Genomic DNA, 20,449 nt, shown 5'->3' with positions numbered 1-20,449 from the left:
TGGCTAAAGGGAAACCCAAAATGCTGGCCCTGGTTGCTTGTATGAAAAAATTACTGATAATGATTAGAGCTATACTAACTCAAAAAATACCTTTTAACCCAGCTATTCAAAGCTTGACATGAAAGACGGTATCTACAAATATCTATTCCTCTTTTTTTCCTCCCAAGATTATTCCTATTGGTTTCAGGGATTCCACATGGTCGCAGACCACTTTGATGGCGGCTGTTATCGGGACTGCTAAGATGATACCGATTGCTCCCCAGAGCCATGCCCAGAACATAGAGGCGATCAGAATAGCTAAGGAGTTGAGATTTATCTTATTCTCTAAAAGTTTCGGCGTGACCAGGTTGCTTTCTAAAAGCTGAATTGCCTCATAAAAGATAAAAACCCACAGAACCGGTAAAAAGGACTGGAATTGTATTCCAGCTACCACAAGGGGAATGATTAAGCCCACAAAGGGACCGATATAGGGAACTAAATTCAAAAATCCGGCTAAAGGTCCTAGGATATAGGCATAATTCAAACCCAGAACCAAGAATCCAAGAGAGTAAATCAAGGAGAGAGCTAAAGTGGTGAAGAATTTTACCAGGACAAAACCTCTGATCTGCTGATTTATCTCGGTCAGAATCTTTTCACTTAACTGCTCATTTGAGCTTCCGAATGCTTTTATGATTTTCTTCTTCAGATAAGGATATTCATTCAGAATAAAAAGCGTCAAAAAGAAGACAAAGAACGAGCCAAGTACAAAAGAGAGTAGCGAGCTTAAGCCCCGGGCTAAATATTTGGAAATCCAGGTTAAATTTTTTAATTGCAGGTTTTCAAAATCAGGTCCCTGGGCTGGAGAGATTGCACCTCTGTCGATCAGATTCTGTTTAAGCCGGGCAAGAAATGAGAGGACCTGATCCCAGTAAGCAGGAATCTGCTGAACAAAGGAATTTGCCTGACCGATTATCAGGTAACTTAAAAACCCTACAATGACCAGGCTGGCCAAGACCACTAAAAGCACCGAGATAAAATGCGGGATTTTGAGGCGATCTAAGAAAAAAATAAACGGGCTTAGCATATAGGCTAAAGAGACGGAAACAAGAATCGGAATCAAAATCGGGCTGGCAAAATAGCAGAAAGCGGTAAAGGCGGCCAGAGCCAAAAAGGGTAAGGCTACTGATTGTAAGGTTAGAGAAGTTTTTGGTTCAGGCATTTGAAAAAACTCCCTCACAGCTGATTATTATGATTAAGTCGAATTTGACCTTGAGGCTGATAAATCCGTTATAGAATCTGTTTAATCCGCTCAATCAGCTGTGAATTTTTTTACTCCTCAGTTCAAGGTAGTGCGAGGCTTTAGCCTCGCAATGGCGACCCTAAAGGGTCGCACTACGAGCTGTATGATAACATCCAGTTGGTAGCCGCAGACTTTAGTCTGCGTTACAATGCTCCGATTACTGATACGCCCACATGGGCGGTTACCTTCCTCGATGGGATGGGTGGCATCCCCAAACAAGTTTGGGTATGGCACCCTTTTGAAGTGTAGGGGCGTATTGCAATACGCCCCTACATCCCATATTCATCGAAAAAGTTTCAATAACTTCTCCAGAGGCAGAGTATTCACCACATCCTCAGGCTCAAGCCAACCCCTGCGCGCAGTTGCTATCCCGTATCTTATCCAGGAAAGATGCTCTGTCCAGTGAGAATCCGTAGAGATTGCTATTTTAACTCCTTTCTCTTTAGCTTTCCTGCAGTGCAAATCGTTCAAATCCAGCCTGTCTGGATAGGCATTTAACTCCATAATCTTATGGTTGGCTTTAGCTGCATCTAAAACTTTATCCATGTCCACCTCGTAAGGGTCTCTCCTGCCGATCAGCCTTCCCGTGGGGTGAGCGATAATATCCACATAAGGATTTTCTATCGCACCGATTATCCTTTTGGTCATCTCATCTTTCGGCTGGGTGAATTTGGTGTGGACCGCAGCAACGACTATCTCTAACTCCTTCAGAACATCATCCTCAAAATCCATCTTACCGTTGGACCTTATATCAACCTCTGCTCCGTTTAATATGACAAAACCTTTAAGCTTTTGGCTTACTTTATCTATTTCCTGTTTCCGTTTTTCAATCCTTTCCGGAGTAAGCCCATTGGTTATTCCAATAGTTGGAGAATGGTCGCACAAAGCCATATAAAGATATCCCATCTTCCGGGCAGCCAATGCCATATCCTCGATTGAGCTTCTGCCATCAGTCCAGTTGGAATGGATGTGCAGGTCACCTTTTAAATCCTTTTGTTCGATCAGATGAGGTAATTTCCCTTTTTGAGCAGCTTCAATTTCACCCCAGTCTTCCCTGATCTCAGGCGGAATAAAGGGTAATCCTACGGATTTGAAAATCTCCTCCTCAGTTTTTCCTGCAATACTTTTTTTACCTTTGAACACTCCGTATTCATTGATTTTCAAACCCCTGTCAATTCCCAAAGATCTTATCCTTATATTATGAGCTTTGGAGCCAGTGAAATAGTGCAAAGCTGCACCATACGATTCCGGTTTGACCACCCTTAGGTCTATCTGAAAGCCGTCTTTGGTCATCACACTGGATTTAGTAGCACCTTCAGATATGATATTTTGCACCTCTGGAAGTTTGACAAAAGCATCTGAGACTTTCTTCGCTTTTGTGGAGGATACCAAAATATCAACGTCCCCGATGGTCTCTTTCATTCTTCTTATGCTTCCTCCCAGGTTTATATCCTTGACTTCCTTCACCTGTTTCAATTGATAAACTATAGATTCAGCCCTTGGCAGAATAACGCCGAGAGGAAATCTTTCCTTGTGTCTTCTTTCCTGGTCAATCCCTTTAAGAATATTCTGCTCGGTTTTTTCTCCTAATCCTGGAAGGCCTCTCAACTTTCCGGCCTTGGCAGCCTTTTCGAGCTGGTCTATGGTTTTAATCCCCAGCTTGTCATAAATCAGCTTCACATGTTTGGGACCCAACCCTGGTACCTGCAAAAGCTCGATCAAAGGGGCAATCTCAGATTTTTTCAGCTTCTCATACATCTCCAGTTTCCCGGTCTCCACCAGCTCTTTTATCTTCAAAGCTACCTTCTCACCAATTCCGGGAAGCTCCTTCAACTGCTCCACATCCTTGATCTCTGAAAGCTCCTTGGTGTAGCTCTCCACAGTCTGCGCGGCTTTGATATAAGCCCTGATCTTGAAGGGGTTTTCCCCCTGGATTTCCAGGATCTCGGCGATGTGATAAAATATGTTGGCTATATCCTGATTGGTCATAAAAACAAGGGTTTAATGGTTAAACAAATCCCTCACAGCTGATCATTGGAATTAAGTCGAATTTGACCTTGAGGCTGATAAATCTGTTATTAAATCCGTTTAATCCACTCAATCAGCTGTGAATTTCCTTCCTACGCTGGATGATAACATCCAGCGTGAACCTAAAGAATCCCTCGCTCCAGGCGGATGTTATCATCCGCTGTAGTTTAGGTTCTAACTGACTTTAGTCAGGTTTTGAATTCATTAAATATCCGACTTATCTACTACCTGCCAGCAGAAAAAGTCCTATCAAACTAAGAGCAATCCCCAAAAGCTTTTGAATGCCAAAAGGCTCCTTGAGAAGCAAAATCCCGGCTATTGCCATCACCAGAAGACTCCCTCCCCAGACTATCGGTCCGGCTATTGACAACTCGCCTTTTGACCTGAAAATGAAAAAGTAAAGCACCGACCCGATTCCCACGCATACACCAGCTAAGATGGAAAAAGTAATGCCCTGGCTTGTGGTCTCGACCGACTTCTTGCCTGCCAGGCTGAGGTAGATGAAAAAGAGCAATATGCACAAGACCGCAGTTGACTCAACCAGCAAAGCTCCCAAGGAATCAGAGATTTTGCCAGCCGCAATCTTATTAAAGACATTGAAAAATCCAAAAATGATTGCCAGTAATATCGAACCTATAAGCCAGGCTTGCATATATCTCCTGTTTATTTTTGCTCCCAGCGGATGTTATCATCCGCTCGTTGTTTTTATTTGCTCTTCGTTGGTGTCCCCACCAACGAAGGTAATATTCTCATTTTTTTCCGACCATCCCCAAATGAATTTGGGGATGCCACCCCATTGCTTCTCCATCTTTATCGGGTGCCACCCCCAAACTTGCTTTGGGGGTGCACACGTCGTTATGCTGTCAGGTGGTAACACCTGACAGCACAGCAAAGTGTGATACAATCAAACACAGGAACTTCTCTAAAATCTGAAAACAACTCCGATCTTGGGATTCAAGATCACGCTGGAGCCAACCTGCAAAGCCTCCGGTGGCTTCAGACCGGGATCAAAAAGAAAATTATCCTCAATTTCAGCAAACAAAGCAAAATGCCTCAAGGAAAACTCCAACCCTCCTCCAACGTTCACACCAGCATAATTTTCGGAAATCTTTCGTGATCCGCCGTCTGTAAAATCCACAAGGTTTAGATGATAGGTTCCTATTCCCATTTTCATAAAAGGTGTAACGATGCTCCTGTCAATGAGCACTTTCAAGTAGGCTATCCCAGCCGTCCAGTCCCAGTCACTGGTCAGGGGTAATGTTTTCATCCCACCAGGGTCAGCCGCAAATGTTACTGAGTTCCCCTTGAAGGAAAGGCTGCCTACCTGAAACCCTAAAAGAAAAGCAGAATGCGATTTTCGACCAAGAGTTCCTAAAATGTATTCGAATCCTAATCCAAAACTGGTCTTGCCTCCAGCCGTGGCTTGCTTCAAGTGGTCGTTCATGGCAACCGTATGCCCCAAATCCAGTAATATGCCGAAACGTTCTTTTGCATCGGTTAATTGAAAGGAAAACAAAATAAGGGTCGAACTTATGACAGGCAAAATCTTTTTCATCTCACACCTCCCTGTTTAAGGGAGTGTTACTTCCCAATCATCTTTCTTAATTGCTCTTCATTTATAGTTTTCACACCTAATTTTTGAGCATCAGATAATTTTGAGCCAGGATCTTTCCCCACTACCACAAAATCTGTCTTCTTGCTAACTGACGAAGATACCTTACCGCCCATATCTTCGATTATCTTTTTAGCTTCATCTCTGGTAAAAGAATCTAAGCCGCCAGTTAAGACGAAGGTTTTGCCGGTCAAGGGAGTGACCGTGGTTTTGACCTTCATCTCAGGAAATTTCACCCCAGCTTTTTTGAGTTTCTCCAGTACTTTCTGATTTTTCTCATCGTGAAAGAAATTGTAAATGCTCTCCCCCACCACTGGACCTATCTCGAAGACTGAAGTTAAATCTTCAACTGACTGTCTGGCTAAATTATCCAGAGATTTGAATTCACGCGCTAAAACAGATGCCATATGCTCACCCACGTTTCTTATTCCCAGAGCGAATGTCAAGTGCGGCAGATCCGCGTTTTTACTCTTATTTATGGCGTCAATTAAATTCTGAGCTAATTTTGGTCCCATTCTCTCCATCTTGTCAAGCAGGTCTTTTTCGGTCAGATAATATAAGTCAGCCGGATCTTTGACCATTCCCAGATCAACCATCTGCTCGATGAACTTATACCCCAGCCCTTCCATATCCATCCCGCCTTTGGAGGCAAAATGGGAAATCCTCTCTTTTAACTGAGCAGGACAGGCAATTCCAGTGCATCTGTGCACTGCTTCTCCCGGTGGTCTTTCTACTTTAGAGCCGCAAACCGGACACTTGTCCGGAAACACAAATTTTCTTTCCTTTCCATTCCTTTTGTTTTTTATTACCATAACCACTTCGGGGATTACATCTCCAGCCCTCTGAACCAGTACCGTATCTCCTATCTTAATATCTTTTTTATTGATCTCATCTTCATTGTGCAGGGTAGCGCGTGAAATCTCCACCCCACCAACTCTCACTGGCTCCAAAATCGCTACGGGAGTCAAGGCACCGGTTCTTCCGACATTTACCAAAATATCTTTTATCTTGGTGGTCTCCTGCTGGGGAGGAAATTTCCAGGCAACTGCCCATCTGGGGCCGCGCGAAAGCTCTCCTAACTTTTTCTGCAGCTTGAAATCATTGACCTTTATGACAACTCCATCCAGCTCATAATCCAGTCCGTTCCTCAAGGATAAAATCTTCTGGTAATAGCCTTTGATCTCTTCTAAGCTTTTGCACAATTTCATATCCTGGCTCAGATGAAATCCCAGGTCTCTGAGATACTGGATGGTTTCAAACTGTGTTGAAAGCTTTTTCCCCTGAACCTGGCCTGTGCCGTAAACAAAGGAAGTCAGATGCCGGGATGCGGTTATCTTGGAATTAAGTTGTCTAACTGAGCCTGCGGCAGCATTACGCGGATTGGCAAACAAAGGCTCTCCGTTCTTCTCTCTTTCCTTGTTCAGTTTTTCCAGCTCAGATTTGGTCATAATGACCTCACCCCTGACCTCCAGCAGTTTAGGCATGGTCGTTTTCTTAGCCAGAAGCTTCATTGGAATTGTTTTCACGGTCTTAAGGTTTAAGGTAACATCTTCACCCACATACCCATCCCCACGGGTAGAGCCTTGCTTCAAAACTCCATCGACATAGACTAACTCAATGGCTAATCCATCGAACTTCGGCTCAGCTGTGTATTCTATCTTGGACTCAGGTAAACCGGATAATTCCAGCACCCGCCGGTGAAAATCCGAAAGCTCCTCTTCAGTTGTAGCTTTGTTCAAGCTCAGCATCGGAAGAGAATGCTTGACGGTTTTGAATTCGGTTAAAGGGGGTGCACCAATCCTCTGGGTAGGAGAATCAGGTGTGACCAGCTCAGGGTATTTTTTCTCTAACTCGACTAACTCATCAAAAAGACGGTCATATTCCGCATCCGAGACTTCAGGCGAGTCTAAAACATAATACAGGTAATTATGATAGTTTATCTTCTCCCTGAGCTCTTGGATTTTCTTTCTTGTTTTCTCATCGATTTTGGGCATAACAATTTCTATTGGAGTGTAAAGCTTCAGCTTTACTTTTCTTAATGCACTAACTCAGTAGGTAAACCTAAAGGTTTACACTCCACACATTCTCTTAAATATCTAACTTTTTTTGAGTATCGTAGGCAGGGCTCCCAGCCCTGCGAATCTTTATTTCTTAGTGACCCCTTTAAGATTTCTCAGCCCCCTCTTCTTCCCTTGGTCCCGCCCAAGAATTTGTCTTTCCTCTTGCGATCGAAAAGGTGCTTACCGTGCTTGGTCATATCCCTTCTGAAATCTTTGATTTTTTCTTTGAACTGGGATTCGATGACATGCTCTTGTTTCAGTCTTTCATGTTTTTCTTTACCGGCTTTTCCCTCTTTATGCTCCGCTTTTTCTTCCGGCAGTTTCTCTTTTTCCTGGGGCTGTTCTTCCATTCTATCCCTCCGTTTTTGGTTTGTTATCGGCTATAATCTATTCAGGAACTGAAACAAAGTCAAATAAAAAAGATATAACCTTTGGCGTAGTCAATTGTGTCGGTTTAGATAGAAGCAGCATTCTTGCTTGAATTCCACGAACTTTCCTGAATATTAAAGCCAGATTTTACCTTGATTTCTCAAGAAAGGTTTGTATCTTATTTGAGTCGAAACAATCCCGGAATTTTCTTTGAGAGCGAGAATTCCTTAAAGTAAACTTTACGGTAAACAATTGAGAGGTGATTTATGAAGAGACTATACTTTCTAATAACTGTTTGCATCTATCTTTTCCTTTTTGCTTTTATTTCCCAGGTGGACCCGTGCACCAGCCTTCTGGTGTCTAAAGGAGCTTCAGAGGATGGGGCTGTTATGATAACCTATACTTGCGATGGGGAGTTTCATTCGCATCTGGAGTACACTCTTGCGGCAGACCATAAGCCCGGGGATTCTCTTGAGATTAGGGATTGGTCCGGAAAGGTGCGCGGCAAGATAAAACAGGTCCCGCACACTTATGCTGTGGTTGGTTTGATGAACGAGCATCAATTGACAATTGGCGAGACTACTTTTGACGGGCGTGAGGAATTGCAGAATCCGGAGGGGCTTTTGCATTACTGGGACCTGATACAGCTCGCACTGGAGCTGGCAAAAACCGCCAGGGAGGCAATAAAGGTGATAACCGAGCTTATGGCAGACTATGGGTACCGTTCCACAGGAGAATCATTCTCCATAGCTGATACCAAAGAGGCATGGATTCTGGAGATGATCGGTCCAGGAAAAGGCGGTAAGGGAGCAGAATGGGTGGCTTTAAGAATTCCGGATGGTTATATCTCCTGCCATGCTAATAAATCCAGAATCGGGGAGTTCCCTTTGAAAGACCCGAAGAACTGCTTGTATTCTGAAAATGTTATCTCTTTTGCAGTTGAAAAGGGTTATTATGACCCGAAATCTGGTAAGCCCTTCCGCTTCTGTGATGCCTATTGTCCTGCTGACGCAAAGAATAAAAGGTTAGCTGATACGCGAGTCTGGAGCATCTTCCGCAGAGCAGCACCCTCACAGAACTTTTCTCCAGATTATCATCGCGGAATCGAAGGAGCAAAACCTTATCCTTTGTGGATTAAGCCTGATAGGAAATTGTCCGTGAAAGATGTTTTCGCCCTTATGCGTGACCATTATGAAGGAACACCTTATGACCTGACCAAAGGGATCGATGCTGGTCCGTATGGAAATCCGAATCGAAGCCGCCCTATTACCTGGATGGTTGACAGTGTCGAATACGGCTGGGAGCGTCCGATTTCGACTCCTCAGACCGCATTTTCATTCGTCTCTCAATCCCGTTCCTGGCTCCCGGACCCTATAGGAGGCGTTCTCTGGTATGGACTGGATGATACTTACACCTCCTGTTATATACCTTTTTACTGCGGCATCGATACAGTTCCAAAGTCTTTCACAGTAGGCAGCTTGAACAAATTCTCCTGGGAATCAGCCTGGTGGGTCTTCAACTTCGTGGCAAATTATGCCAATCTGAAATATTCCTATATGCTGCCAGAGATTCAGGCAGTGCAGAAGGACATCGAAGGAAATTTCCTTTCCCTGCAGCCAACAATGGAAAAAACTGCATTGGAACTTGAAAAAAAAGACCAAAAGCTGTTGACTCGATATTTGACCGACTATTCAGTTGAGAATGCTGAGATGGTAGTATCCAGATGGAAAGAGTTAGGCGAGCATCTGGTTACCAAGTACAATGATGGCTATGTCCAGGACGAAACCGGCGAGCCAGAGGAAAAAGGTTATCCAGATAATTGGTTGAGAGAGGTCTTGAAATCAAACCCTGACCAGTTCAGGTTAAAGCCCAAACGGGCAGACATGCCTGAATGGGAGCCAAAAGATTGAGAATGAAAAGGAGTGCATCAGCTTGCTGATGCTTGATAAACTACAGTGCTTGCCAAGTCTCCTGACCAGGCAAGTCAAATTTATTCTGCGTCGGGTCAGGGGACCCGACGTCCACATTTAATCAATTTCGATTGAAAGGTGAATAAGGTAGCTCACCCCCAAACTCTGTTTGGGGATGCTCCTTGAAACACTAAGCTATATAACCAAAAGGAGGTAATATGCTCTCACAAAATAACCCCCTGCTTGAGTACCAGATGAAATTCTGGAGAGAAAGTCTCAAGCCAACTTTAAACCAGGCTTTAGAGCTTGCTCCGATAGATAAGCTCGACTGGGCACCTGCAGACAAGATGATTCCACTGGGCAAGTTATTCATTCACATCTCCGAAGCCTCTGATTGGTGGTACGACGAGGTAATGAAAGGTAAAACCTTGACTGGGCGCGCCTATGCTGACAAACCCTCCCCTGCTAAAGAAACTATAGCTCACTATCTTGAAACTCACTGGGAAAGAATGGAGCGATTATTCTCGGAGCCGTCCGAAGTCCTGGGTAAAACCTATAAGATAGAGCACGAGGGTAAAACTCACAGCTTGGATGGATACTGGATTTTCACCCATTTACTGGAACACGATATCCACCATCGAAGCCAGATCAATCAATATCTAAGGATACTAGGGATTGCACCCCCGAAGATTTAGAAATAAAAGCAGGGGCACGGCGCAACGTGCCCCTACAGAATAATACCGCAGACTGAAGTCTGCGGCTACTAACTTTTATAAATCTGAAAAATGTTTTTATCTCGTGATCTAATCAGAGAAACTCCTCATTAATGCCTATAGTGTAAAAATAATGTTAACAATAAAACCTAAGCAAACTATCCCGACAATATATACAATCATCAAATAGGCAAATAGCCAAGGATGTTGTCTAATTACACCTTTCTTGAATTTCGCCACATCCATTTTCAAACCAAAGAATACAATCGCTGTATAAGTTACTACCTGCAGCAAGTAATATATTACTCTTTTAACTTTTGACAATTCGTTGTTTTGTATCTTATCTAAAAAAGTAATTGAATATACATTCTCATTTAGTTCGCAATATAATCTAGAATTAACGAATGAAAAAATTAGCCAAAATATTATACTCCATAAGAATACACGCTCTTTGTTGTATCCATAATTCCACCACCAGTACTGAAAAGTATTGAGGACATACCAGTTAATACCACCCTTATGTCGATATTTCAATTGGCGATATTCGATATCCAATATTTCATAGCTTTGCATCAAACCTTCATCTTTGAGTTTCTTCAGCACTTGTTCGTAGACACTGACTCGTTTATCGTAACTAATATTACTAATTATAGTGTCTGGGTGATCCCCTGTTCTAATAGTGGTATCAGCAGGGAACCACAACTCAAAAAGCTCCATGCTGAGTTTAATTTTGCTGATATCTGCTCCGAAAAGAGCGATCTTGCACTTATCTCCTCCACGAGGAGGGTAAGAAAGAGTAAAGTCAATCTCTTTCGCAACATCAGTAACGTGCCTAAAATCTAACGAGTCGGGCAGAGTCGCATTGAAAAACCAGATATTGCCTTGGAACTTCGCCGCCTTGAAGTTAGCTGATGGACCAAAAGATGCACCGGAGAAATCAGCCGTAGACTCAAACGTTGCCATTGAAAAATTAGCAGTGGAATTAAAGGTTGTTTCCTTAAAATATGCCAAAGAATCAAAAGTTGCTTTCCAGAAATCAGCTTTAGAATGAAAAGCCGCTCGCCAAAAAGAAACTCCAGAACTGAAAGTCGCATTTGAAAAGTGAGAATCAAAATGAAAGGCGGCGCCAAAAAAGTCAACACTAGAATCAAAGTTAGCACTAGAAAAATCAACAAAAGAATAAAAAGTCGTGCCAGTAAAAGAAGTCTTGGAATGAAACAAGGCACTAAAAAAATTGGTCCAAGAATCAAAAGTTGCCGTGACAAAACTCGCATCAGAATAAAAATCCGCCAAAAAGAAATCCACCGGTGACTCAAAGTGAGCTTTTTCAAAATAAATTGGGCATAGAAAAGCTACAGATGACCGTGAAGGTGACCGCCATTTGAAAGCGATACATTGCTGAGGATAGCGCATCCAAAAGTTGCTATCGAGAGATTCTCTGAACGTTTTGCCTGAAAAATCAAGCATTTGAGCTGCTCTAATTGAAGGGATAAACCACGAAAAGATAAGGATAAATATCACTAAATATCCGAATAATCTAATTGCAGCCTTTATTCGTTTTTTGTGTGACCTCGAGGTATTGAAGTTAGTTATTTTCTTCACTTAATATTGTGTTTTTTATATTTTTACAACTAAACGAATAGGATAGTAAATTTGGAACCCGTAAGTTTGATATTAAATCAAGAGACATAAGGCTTCAGAACTATAAGAGTTACCACATTCCTTGAGTGAGAAGTAATTTCTATTTTTTAGCCTGTCAAGCTTTTTCTAACTCACTTTATTTCCCTTTATCACCAAAAATAGAAACCAAGAGAAGATAATTGTTATCTGTCACCTTATATCTGTCATTTGTAATTATCTTTCAAGGTATGCACGGTACCGGTCCACCCTTGAAGAGATAATTGACTAAGTAGACAATATCCGCCACAGTAACATCATTGCTGCAATTTGCATCCCCTGCTCCCAGAGGCACAGGCGCTTTTCCTGCTTTGAATAGATAATTGACAAGAAAAACTGCATCAGAGACGGTGTACTTTCCGTCACCATTAGTATCTCCAGGCATATACCGATAAAAGCTTCTGGATTGATTGGACCATCTTTCCATTCCGAAATTATCTGAGGCTTTCACCTTCCAGTAATAGATTGGCCCAGTCTTTAAAGTGTCCCGATGAAATAAAGTCTGACTCAGACCGGTATAAACTGTCGTGGATTCAGAACGGAAAACCGCTGATTTGGAAAGATATAAATCATAGTTAACTGTATGCCCTGGGAGGGTATCTAAAGACTGCTCCCAGTTGAAAGTCAAGCTCTCAGCAAAGATAGAGTCCTGATCAAGCGGAAATAAAAGAGAAAAAGCAGAAGGAGGGGGGAAATATCTCAGAGCTGTAGTATAAACGTTTTGATTACCTTCACGCGTATCGGTCCAGACTGCATTTAAGTAACTATCCCAAGTGGCTAAACCGTTATATTCCCCAATCAACCCGGCTGGCATTTTCAGGGAGACCTTACTAAATTCACCGGCTAAAGACCCGGCTCTGGGGTCTGAGGAGACTGTGGTTATTCGCCGGTTAGGAGTGAAAGTCAGCCCGCCATCAAAAGAGTGAGTTAAATAAACGTCCATCAGGTAATTGTAAGGGTCGTTTCTGCGGTCATAGAAGATAACGCTTATCACCCCTTTCTGATCAACTGCTAACCAAGGATGAAACTGATCCGCCCGGTTTCCTGAAGGGTCATCATTTATCCTCTTTTTAGAACTCCAGGTGATTCCTCCATCAGTGGAAAGGGTGAAGAACATATCCAGGCTCCCATCTGTGCCATAATCTCCATAGGCTACATAAACATTCCCCCGGTAAGGGCTATTGCTGATATCTACATCCATAGCTGGATAAGAGAAAGTAAGGACTCCACCGTTTAACGTACCCATCACAAATGAGAGTGGCTGAATAGTCCTGTCAACTCCAAAGGTAACCCCGCCGTCTGTAGATTTATCCAGCTTCAAAGCACTGGTGCTGAATCCTACCCAGGCAACATAGACTTCGCCATTCGGACCGACTGCAGGAACTGGCCATTGAACAGAGCTTAAATCTCCGATTTGCTGAGGTGTTTCGAAACTACTCCCTCCGTTAGTTGAACGGACAAAATAGATCTGGTTATAGGTGCTGTAAAATCTTGCCCAGGCAATATAGAGGTTTCCATCATAAGGACCACCAGTCCGGTCACAAGCCATAAGCTCTTTATCCTCAAAAATACCTACACTTGGAGGCACGGCTGAGACTGGAATCCCCCAGCTACTCCCTCCATCAGTTGATTTGAAAACCAATATCTCGCTCTGGTTTCCTCCAGGATCTACCCCTAAAACTACTGAATAGAAATTTCCATTTCTGTCCACAGTCAAACCCGGATCGCTGTGCCAGGGGAAACTACCATAAGCATTATTAAAAAGAACATCTGTCCAGGTCCTTCCCCCATCACTGCTACGACCGACTCCCACCCTCCTGTACCCATACCTGAAATCCCTCCATACCGCAACCACATTATCTTTGTTAAGAGGATTTATAACCACCTGTTCCTCATTCTGAATCTGAGTGGTTAGATCAGAATTGATTTTGATATTAAAAAGGGAATCTAGGGACATTGAAATTGTAGAAAAATCAAAAGATTTCGTTATGGATCTAACTTCTTGGCTACCAGAATTCTGAATTTCAGAATTAATTGCGAGTGGAAGTAAAAGAAACATAAGAGCAGAGGATATTACAAATATTCCAAAACCTTTTGGTGCTTTTATCATGTTTTCTCCTTGAATAACCTGCTTCTCACATTTAATGACGCGCCCTCAAACCAGTTTGAGTGTGCCACCGATCGGGAGGGGACCCCGCAGGAGCGGGATTTCTCCAAGCTCAACAAGCCCCTCCCCTACAAAACTTTTGATTTTATTAGTCATTCGTCATCAGTCATTGTAATATAACTTTCTCGCAATCTCCTCAGCCACTTCCAGAGTAGAATTTTTCCCTCCCATATCATAGGTTTTGATTTTGCTTTCTTTCACCACTGTGGCAATAGCATCTTCTAACCTTTTTGCTTTCTCTTTTTCACCTAACCAGCCCAGCATAAGTTTAGCCGCTAAGATGGTGGCTATGGGGTTGACTTTGTATTGACCAGCATACTTGGGAGCTGAGCCGTGGGTCGGCTCGAATACTGCATAATCGTCTCCGATATTTCCGCTCGAGGCAAACCCTAATCCGCCTACTAACTGGGCGCACAGGTCAGAGATTATATCCCCGAACATATTGGAGGTGACCAGCACGTCATAATCCAGAGGATTTTTTATAAGCCACATACAGATGGCATCGATATTGGCTTCGTATAGCTTTATCTCCGGATATTCCTTTGAAATCTTTCGTGCTTCCCGGATGAAAAGCCCGGAGGTTTCCCGGATGACATTCGGTTTTTCAACCACTGTTACAGATTTTCTTTTATTTTTTCTGGCAAATTCAAAAGCATCCCGGATGATGTTTTGAGAAGCTTTGCGCGTAATTATTCTTAAGCTCACCGCAATATCCTCTAAAGAAGTCGAGGCAAATCTTTTCATCTTCGGATGATTTTTCAAAAGCGAATCCATCACCTCTTTTGGCAGAGGATGAAACTCCACCCCGGAATATAAATCCTCGGTATTTTCTCTGAAAACAACTAAATCTATCCCCTCTTTGTAATTTAAGGGGTTACCCGGATAAGCTTTACAGGGTCTTAAGTTGGTTCTCAGATTAAATTCCTGGCGTAGTTTCACGATCGGGCTGGAATAAACCAGACCTTTGCCTTTAAGAGCCGGCACTAACTCAGCCTCTGCCTCCTCTTTAGGTTTAGAGGTGATAGCTCCGAAAAGACAGCAGTCGGTATTTTTTAAAAGCTGGATCGTCCTTTCCGGCAGAGGATTCCCCTCGTTGCACCAGAATTCCCAGCCTATGTCTCCGTTAATATATTCTGCATCTAATTTGATTTTATCTAAGACGACCTTGGTTGCTTCCATTACATCCTTACCCACACCATCCCCTGGCAGCCAGGCTATCTTATATTTTGGCATTAGTTACTCCTTTGAATCCATGACTTTACGGTAGCGATATCTGTTTTTCGTTCTCACGGGAGTGAGGACGCTACAGATTTCTTTTTAGACCTCGTAGACCGGGCACCTTTGCCCGACAAATTATCTCCCTCAGTATTATTTAGAGCTTTAAATTGACTGAAATCCTGTGAGAATTACCCAAGTCCGAGCTAAAGGGAACGAAGACATAGTCGATTGCATATTTCTTGATTTTCAAGCCCAGGCCCAGAGAAATGTTCTTGTCATCATAACCAATCTGGTATCCGCTCCTTAAAGTAAATTTTTCCTTATAAGTATATTCGCCGCCTAAATGAACCTTAAGGTCATTGTCATTTGGTTTGACTAAATCCATGCTCAGAATGAAATCCCCATTGAAATGTTTTTCGTGCCCCAGATAAGCAGCACCTATCTTATAACTGGTCGGCAAATTGAATTTTTCCTGTTCAAATTTCATCTTTGAGCCCAGGTTCAGGATCGCTCCGCCTATCTGGACGTTGGATCTCAACCAGTAAATACCCCCCAGATCAAACCCCAGTCCGGTAGCTGAGGAAAAATCTATCTTCTCATAAAGAAATTTGGTGGAGATGCCTAAGTCTAATTTGTCATTAATCTTTCTACTCCAGGAAAAACCCAAAGACAGGTCATGTTCGTCAAAATAACTTATCGGATTTTCAGTCGGGCCTTCCCTTCTTTCTAAATTTGCTACCTGGCTTAAAGTCAGGCTTAAACCGAAAACGTTTTTCTTATAACCGAAGCAAAATGCTGCATATTCTAAGCTCACATCCTGAAACCACTGGTTGTGCATAAAAGCAAATTCGGTCCCGGTATGCCGGGCAACTCCGGCCGGATTCCAGTAAAGGGAAAATATATCCCCGGATATGGAGGTGAAAGCCTCACCCATTCCAGTAGGCCTGGCTCCGATTCCCAATTTGAGAAAGGACAAGCCTGATGTTCCGGCCTTGTCAGGAATGCTTGCCCCAAAAGCAGCCGACCTCAACAAAATAACCAGAACAATGCTCCAGACTAATTTAAGTAATGAAATCTTTTTCATCTTACGCCTCATTCGAAAATCCGGTAGCCGCAGGTCCCTAGCCTGCGAGAGCCTGTAGGGGCAGGTTTCAAACCTGCTCCTACCCTTTACGCCTCATTTATATGAACGATAGCAGCAAGTGCTACGGATCCGTTTCTTGGACTTCAACCTGCGAGAACGCAACCTGAAGGTTACGGCTACCATCCTTTAATCTAAAATTCTATCCCCATCGAAACCAGATTATCCGGATTTGTTCCAACCTGGCTGGAGATAAAAGCATAATCCAATCCGAAAGTTATCGATTTCACCTTATAATTGATTCCAAAGCCGAAAGTGAAGGAGCCATCATTATATCCCAATCTCCCGGCTAAATATTTCAATCCCTGGTATTCCGCACCAAAATGCATTCTGGCCGACTGCTTGGTGTTCTTATCCATCTGCGCGGACAGAAGCAGCCTATCTTTCAATAAGAGATACGAGCCACCTAATTTAAAATTAAGTGGAAAATCCTCTTTAGTATCCGTACCTACCTGATCAAACTCCTGCCAGTACTTGCCCGAATTCCAGGAATATTTCATTCCGATATTATCTGCTGCCAGCCCGATCCTGATTTTCTCGTATGGCGTGAAAAGCACTCCTAAATCAAACCCTACAGTGTTTGCGTCTAGGTTGGCAAGGTTAGATTGCGAATATCTAATGTTCAAACCAACGGAAAACTGCTGAATAATCCTCTTGGCGAAATTGAAGTTCACCAAGTTCTCGTGGTTAGTTAACTCCCCTGTGACCTTTCCCTCGTAATCTCTCGTCTCAACATTGCTTACGCCTGCATTTATCCAGTAAAGCCCTACAGCCGCGCCTCCTTTAATCGGCTGCTGATAACTGACGTAGCTCAGTTTCCGGTCAAGACTCATAAGCCTGTAGCTGGCGCTAAAAGTGGGTCTTTTAAGTTGAACTAAGCCGGCTGGATTAAAAGATGAGGCAAAACCGTCATCTGCTACCGCCACAAAAGCACCACCCATTCCTAAAGCCCTGGCACCTAAACCCATTCTCGAAAAAGCGGCTGCATATCCTCCGTCACCAGTGGCACCAAAGGCTAAAGAGACACAGGTAATCAGTAAGATGCTTATGGTCAAAAAAATCTTTTTTATCATTTTTAAACTCCTTTCCTCAGATCCGCAATAGGATTATTTTATAACCCCGATCTTGCCCCATTCCTTCTGACCACCCGGTCCTTCTATTTTGAAAAAGTATATTCCATTGGCAACTATCTCTTCATTCTCGTTTTTGCCATCCCACACCTGGTCGTATTCTACTCCTCCGGCACGGGAGGCATTTTCTAAGACAGTTTTGACCAATTTCATCTCAAAATCATAGATTTTTATGGTTACTTCCCCATCCGCATCCGGCTTGTAATGAATCCTTACTCCCTGATTGGCGAGCATCGGTGAAAAGGGATTCGGATAAGCATAAGAGCTTGTTGCTTGAGGCGATCCTATGTTAGCAAAAGACCTGTATACCTTCCAGGATATTCCATCGTCTGTGCTCTTGACCAGGCCATCGAAATTCCCAGCCCAGATTGTATCTCCGACTAATCTGACAGCGTAAAACTCCGTGCTTAAAATCTGCTGGTCCGGTCGGTCTTTATCCTGCATATAATTAAATACTTTCCAGGAAGCCCCTAAATCAGTCGACCTTTTGAGTCCGGAGCTGGTAGCTGCCCACACAACTGAATCCTTAAAATCGAAGTTCCAGATTTTGTCCCCTGCCAGAGTCTGGTACCAGGTAGCTCCCTGGTCTGTGGTGAAGCTTGCCGCATAGTTACCGCTATAGGTGGGCTGAGTCCCTGCCCAGATTATTTTCCTGTTGTTTCCGAATTTCTGAACTCCCAGTGAGATCACGAAATTGCCGGAAATGGTAGTCGAAATAGTATCATCATGCTGATAAGCTATGACTGTATCTGCGGTATCTGCTGTAGTGTAAACGAATTTGAATATTCCCGCCGCAGTCCCTGACAAGATGAAAGTAGTATCGGGGTCAGGGTCAGAATGGTCTGTCGTAACCGCGAAAACCCGGTTGCGGAAATCCTGGTATAGCCCGTTTTCGTAATCATATCTGGAAACAGAATCTATAAAAACATTTTCCCAGGTTACCCCTTCATCCTTGAACCGAATCAGTCCGCCGTAAAAGCAGCCTGCCCAGACCGTGGTGTCGGAAATAGCTAAATCGTAAGCCAGCTTCCCTACGCTGCTTGCCTGTTCTGGTTGAGATGAAGCCCAACTGATAATATCTCTTTTGGTCTGGTTAAACCCGCTTCCGAAAGGAATAGGAACTCCATCAATGATCTGGGTATAGGAAGTAGCAACCCATATGGTCGAATCTTTTTCTTTAAAAGCTATAGCTGAAATCCCGTCCTGGTTTAAGCCGTTAGTATGGTCAGAAGTCTGCCAGGTAGTGCCGCCATCTGATGACCTGCTAAGGCCGCTGCCAGTCCCAACCCAGAGATAATACCCATCCCAGACAATCTCCACCACACTATTGCCAGCCAGTCCTGAAGCTGGGGTCTCCAGGGAGTAATTGATGTAGTCCCCGGCCATGCTCAGACAAGGCGCCAGCAAAAAGAGAGTTAATAATAAGGTGATTTTTTTGTTAAAACTCATTCAACCCTCCGTTTTGTTATTGATTCCTTGTCATAAAAAAAGCCGAATAGATTTTTCGGCTGTTAAAATTATCGCCCATAAATAAGGTTCCTTTTCCTTTCCGTTAAAAACGGTAAAACCAAATCTTTAAACAAGCTCTATAGGCGACCTCCGTTTAGATTAATAAAACATAAAATCTTTTTTTGTCAAGATTTTAATTGGATTCTTTGTAAGAGATCCACCCTCAAACAAGTTTGAGGGTGCCACCCTTGGTTATATACCGACGATTTGTAGGGGTGAGGTTTCCTCGCCCTCCGTCTATTATGAGTTTGGTCGGGGTAACCCCACCCCTACATTTTTTATCCATTATTCGTCCTTCGAAACCCATCATCAAGAATATATTTTTTTTCTCCCTTGAACTATTGAAACTTTGAACTTTTTTATCCGTCATCCGTTATCTATTCTTAAACACCTTGATTATCTCCGAATTGCCATCTATGTCCACCTTAACCAGATAGACTCCGGAAGCAATTTCCTCGTCCCTCTCGTTTTTCCCGTTCCAGAAGAATACGTAATTTTCCGCATCATAAAGAGAGGGATTGCTCTTCAAGACCTTTTCGCCTGCGGCATTGAAGATCGAGAACTGAACCTGCGAAGTCTGAGAAGCCTTCACAAGGATAGTGAGGTCATCTTCAAACGGGTTAGGAAAGGCAAAGATTTTTTTCTCGGTCTGAGCTAAGGCATAATTGAACCCGGCTGCCCTAACTGCATCGACTATCCCGTAGCCATACAGGGTATCCGGAGAAGAAACCCCATAGGCAGTCCTCCACAATCTATCCCTCAACTGCATCGGTTTTAAAGTCGTGTCAGTCTGAAGTACAAGGGCGCACGTACCAGCCACCAGAGGAGTCGAAAGGGATGTTCCATTTACATAAGCATAACCACCTCCAGCATCAGCACAGTAAGTCCCCACACCACAGGCACACACATCCGGTTTTATCTTCCCTTTTTGAAAATCCCAAGGGAAACCAGCCGAGCTGAATGATGCAATATTTCCATTCAAATCAACTGCCCCGACTGCAATCACGCTGTCGCCGTCTGCGGGAGCGATTATATAATGCCAGGGGGTATTCCTTTCGTTCCCGGCTGCATTTACCACTATCACCCCTTTGGAAACTGCCATCTCCGCCGCGATGGTCACTACAGCCGTGTGGCCGTCAAGGTCTGCCCAGGTATAACCGGTGCTATCATCGAAACGGTTGTACCCCAAGGAGGAGGAGACTATATCCACGCCTAAACTTTCTTCCCATTCAATCCCTGCTACCCAGTGATCTTCTTCAATTTGAATCTCCTGGTTTACGATTTCTGTCTTGGCTAAAACGAATTCAGAGTTATATGCCGGTCCAATCAAAGTATCCGGCACATAACCGGCTAAAGCTGATAAAGTGTAAGTCCCATGAATAGTTTGCTGACCTGCTGGATCTTCCACATAAATTCCTCCGTTTATGAAATCACGAGTGGCTACAATCCGGTTCGAATCGAGCAGATACTGAAATGCTCGATGATGCAAAAAGTAACCGGTATCCAGCATCCCGATCCTTATCCCCTTGCCTGTATAACCTAATCTGTGCAGTTCAGGAACGTGAATCTGCAGAAGCTGAGCATAAGAAGCTCCATAATCCAGGATTTCTGGAACTAAGCTCTTTTTATACTCTGG

The 20,449-nt window shown here is 43.4% G+C and carries 15 protein-coding genes; 2 read left to right on the top strand and 13 right to left on the bottom strand.

The genetic code is table 11. From position 1 onward, the window contains the following. Nucleotides 1-142 precede the first annotated feature (142 nt). The 6 genes from MUP17_00645 to MUP17_00620 all read right to left on the bottom strand — a co-directional run bounded on the left by MUP17_00645 (nucleotide 143) and on the right by MUP17_00620 (nucleotide 7,329). Nucleotides 143-1,198: an AI-2E family transporter gene (locus MUP17_00645; GenBank protein ID MCJ7457488.1), complete on the bottom strand. Its 1,056-nt coding sequence runs from the start codon at nucleotides 1,196-1,198 to the stop codon at nucleotides 143-145. A 363-nt stretch (nucleotides 1,199-1,561) separates the two neighbouring features. Next, nucleotides 1,562-3,268 carry a DNA polymerase/3'-5' exonuclease PolX gene (gene polX, locus MUP17_00640; protein ID MCJ7457487.1) on the bottom strand — a complete coding sequence of 569 codons (1,707 nt, stop codon included), beginning with the start codon at nucleotides 3,266-3,268 and terminating at the stop codon, nucleotides 1,562-1,564. 256 nt (nucleotides 3,269-3,524) lie between these two features. Further along, on the bottom strand, nucleotides 3,525-3,959 hold the full coding sequence (locus MUP17_00635) for an EamA family transporter (protein ID MCJ7457486.1): 435 nt from the start codon (nucleotides 3,957-3,959) through the stop codon (nucleotides 3,525-3,527). Nucleotides 3,960-4,229: 270 nt separating this feature from the next. Then, the gene (locus MUP17_00630) at nucleotides 4,230-4,862 is read right to left on the bottom strand and encodes a hypothetical protein (protein MCJ7457485.1); all 633 of its coding nucleotides are present in this window, start codon (nucleotides 4,860-4,862) and stop codon (nucleotides 4,230-4,232) included. Nucleotides 4,863-4,888: 26 nt separating this feature from the next. Next, complete coding sequence (ligA, locus tag MUP17_00625) at nucleotides 4,889-6,913, bottom strand: NAD-dependent DNA ligase LigA (protein ID MCJ7457484.1); 2,025 nt, start codon at nucleotides 6,911-6,913, stop codon at nucleotides 4,889-4,891. Between the two features lie 179 nt (nucleotides 6,914-7,092). Beyond that, on the bottom strand, nucleotides 7,093-7,329 hold the full coding sequence (locus MUP17_00620; GenBank protein ID MCJ7457483.1) for a hypothetical protein: 237 nt from the start codon (nucleotides 7,327-7,329) through the stop codon (nucleotides 7,093-7,095). Between the two features lie 285 nt (nucleotides 7,330-7,614). Between MUP17_00620 and MUP17_00615 the strand changes: the two genes are divergently transcribed. Beyond that, nucleotides 7,615-9,258: a C69 family dipeptidase gene (locus MUP17_00615; GenBank protein ID MCJ7457482.1), complete on the top strand. Its 1,644-nt coding sequence runs from the start codon at nucleotides 7,615-7,617 to the stop codon at nucleotides 9,256-9,258. A gap of 218 nt (nucleotides 9,259-9,476) precedes the next feature. After that, complete coding sequence (locus MUP17_00610) at nucleotides 9,477-9,953, top strand: DinB family protein (GenBank protein ID MCJ7457481.1); 477 nt, start codon at nucleotides 9,477-9,479, stop codon at nucleotides 9,951-9,953. Nucleotides 9,954-10,088: 135 nt separating this feature from the next. Here MUP17_00610 and MUP17_00605 read toward each other — a convergent pair whose 3' ends face one another. The 7 genes from MUP17_00605 to MUP17_00575 all read right to left on the bottom strand — a co-directional run. Next, complete coding sequence (locus MUP17_00605) at nucleotides 10,089-11,438, bottom strand: pentapeptide repeat-containing protein (GenBank protein ID MCJ7457480.1); 1,350 nt, start codon at nucleotides 11,436-11,438, stop codon at nucleotides 10,089-10,091. 394 nt (nucleotides 11,439-11,832) lie between these two features. Next, nucleotides 11,833-13,758: a hypothetical protein gene (locus MUP17_00600; GenBank protein MCJ7457479.1), complete on the bottom strand. Its 1,926-nt coding sequence runs from the start codon at nucleotides 13,756-13,758 to the stop codon at nucleotides 11,833-11,835. 159 nt (nucleotides 13,759-13,917) lie between these two features. Next, complete coding sequence (locus tag MUP17_00595; GenBank protein MCJ7457478.1) at nucleotides 13,918-15,048, bottom strand: isocitrate/isopropylmalate dehydrogenase family protein; 1,131 nt, start codon at nucleotides 15,046-15,048, stop codon at nucleotides 13,918-13,920. A gap of 139 nt (nucleotides 15,049-15,187) precedes the next feature. Then, a complete protein-coding gene (locus MUP17_00590) occupies nucleotides 15,188-16,117 on the bottom strand; it encodes a PorV/PorQ family protein (protein MCJ7457477.1) in 930 nt (309 codons plus the stop codon). Between the two features lie 191 nt (nucleotides 16,118-16,308). Continuing rightward, nucleotides 16,309-17,247, bottom strand: a complete 939-nt coding sequence (locus MUP17_00585) for a PorV/PorQ family protein (protein ID MCJ7457476.1) — start codon at nucleotides 17,245-17,247, stop codon at nucleotides 16,309-16,311. A 33-nt stretch (nucleotides 17,248-17,280) separates the two neighbouring features. Then, nucleotides 17,281-18,753, bottom strand: coding sequence for a hypothetical protein (locus tag MUP17_00580; GenBank protein MCJ7457475.1), 1,473 nt, complete (start codon nucleotides 18,751-18,753; stop codon nucleotides 17,281-17,283). 433 nt (nucleotides 18,754-19,186) lie between these two features. Next, nucleotides 19,187-20,449, bottom strand: a 1,263-nt coding sequence (locus tag MUP17_00575; protein ID MCJ7457474.1) for a S8 family peptidase, incomplete at its 5' end; no start/stop codon positions are given.

The organism is Candidatus Zixiibacteriota bacterium (genome assembly GCA_022865345.1).
GTDB lineage: Bacteria > Zixibacteria > MSB-5A5 > MSB-5A5 > RBG-16-43-9 > RBG-16-43-9.
The sequence above is the reverse complement of the archived record's forward strand: the minus strand, read 5'-3'. Positions and strand labels throughout refer to the sequence as shown.

Bases quoted from the DNA above. Each gene is read 5' to 3' on its own strand.
- MUP17_00630 (MCJ7457485.1), bottom strand. From the start codon at position 4,862: ATGAAAAAGATTTTGCCTGTCATAAGTTCGACCCTTATTTTGTTTTCC.
- MUP17_00605 (MCJ7457480.1), bottom strand. From the start codon at position 11,438: ATGCTTGATTTTTCAGGCAAAACGTTCAGAGAATCTCTCGATAGCAAC.
- MUP17_00600 (MCJ7457479.1), bottom strand. From the start codon at position 13,758: ATGATAAAAGCACCAAAAGGTTTTGGAATATTTGTAATATCCTCTGCT.
- MUP17_00635 (MCJ7457486.1), bottom strand. From the start codon at position 3,959: ATGCAAGCCTGGCTTATAGGTTCGATATTACTGGCAATCATTTTTGGA.
- MUP17_00595 (MCJ7457478.1), bottom strand. From the start codon at position 15,048: ATGCCAAAATATAAGATAGCCTGGCTGCCAGGGGATGGTGTGGGTAAG.
- MUP17_00580 (MCJ7457475.1), bottom strand. From the start codon at position 18,753: ATGAGTTTTAACAAAAAAATCACCTTATTATTAACTCTCTTTTTGCTG.
- MUP17_00645 (MCJ7457488.1), bottom strand. From the start codon at position 1,198: ATGCCTGAACCAAAAACTTCTCTAACCTTACAATCAGTAGCCTTACCC.
- MUP17_00615 (MCJ7457482.1), top strand. From the start codon at position 7,615: ATGAAGAGACTATACTTTCTAATAACTGTTTGCATCTATCTTTTCCTT.
- MUP17_00620 (MCJ7457483.1), bottom strand. From the start codon at position 7,329: ATGGAAGAACAGCCCCAGGAAAAAGAGAAACTGCCGGAAGAAAAAGCG.
- MUP17_00585 (MCJ7457476.1), bottom strand. From the start codon at position 17,247: ATGATAAAAAAGATTTTTTTGACCATAAGCATCTTACTGATTACCTGT.
- ligA (MCJ7457484.1), bottom strand. From the start codon at position 6,913: ATGCCCAAAATCGATGAGAAAACAAGAAAGAAAATCCAAGAGCTCAGG.
- MUP17_00610 (MCJ7457481.1), top strand. From the start codon at position 9,477: ATGCTCTCACAAAATAACCCCCTGCTTGAGTACCAGATGAAATTCTGG.
- MUP17_00590 (MCJ7457477.1), bottom strand. From the start codon at position 16,117: ATGAAAAAGATTTCATTACTTAAATTAGTCTGGAGCATTGTTCTGGTT.
- polX (MCJ7457487.1), bottom strand. From the start codon at position 3,268: ATGACCAATCAGGATATAGCCAACATATTTTATCACATCGCCGAGATC.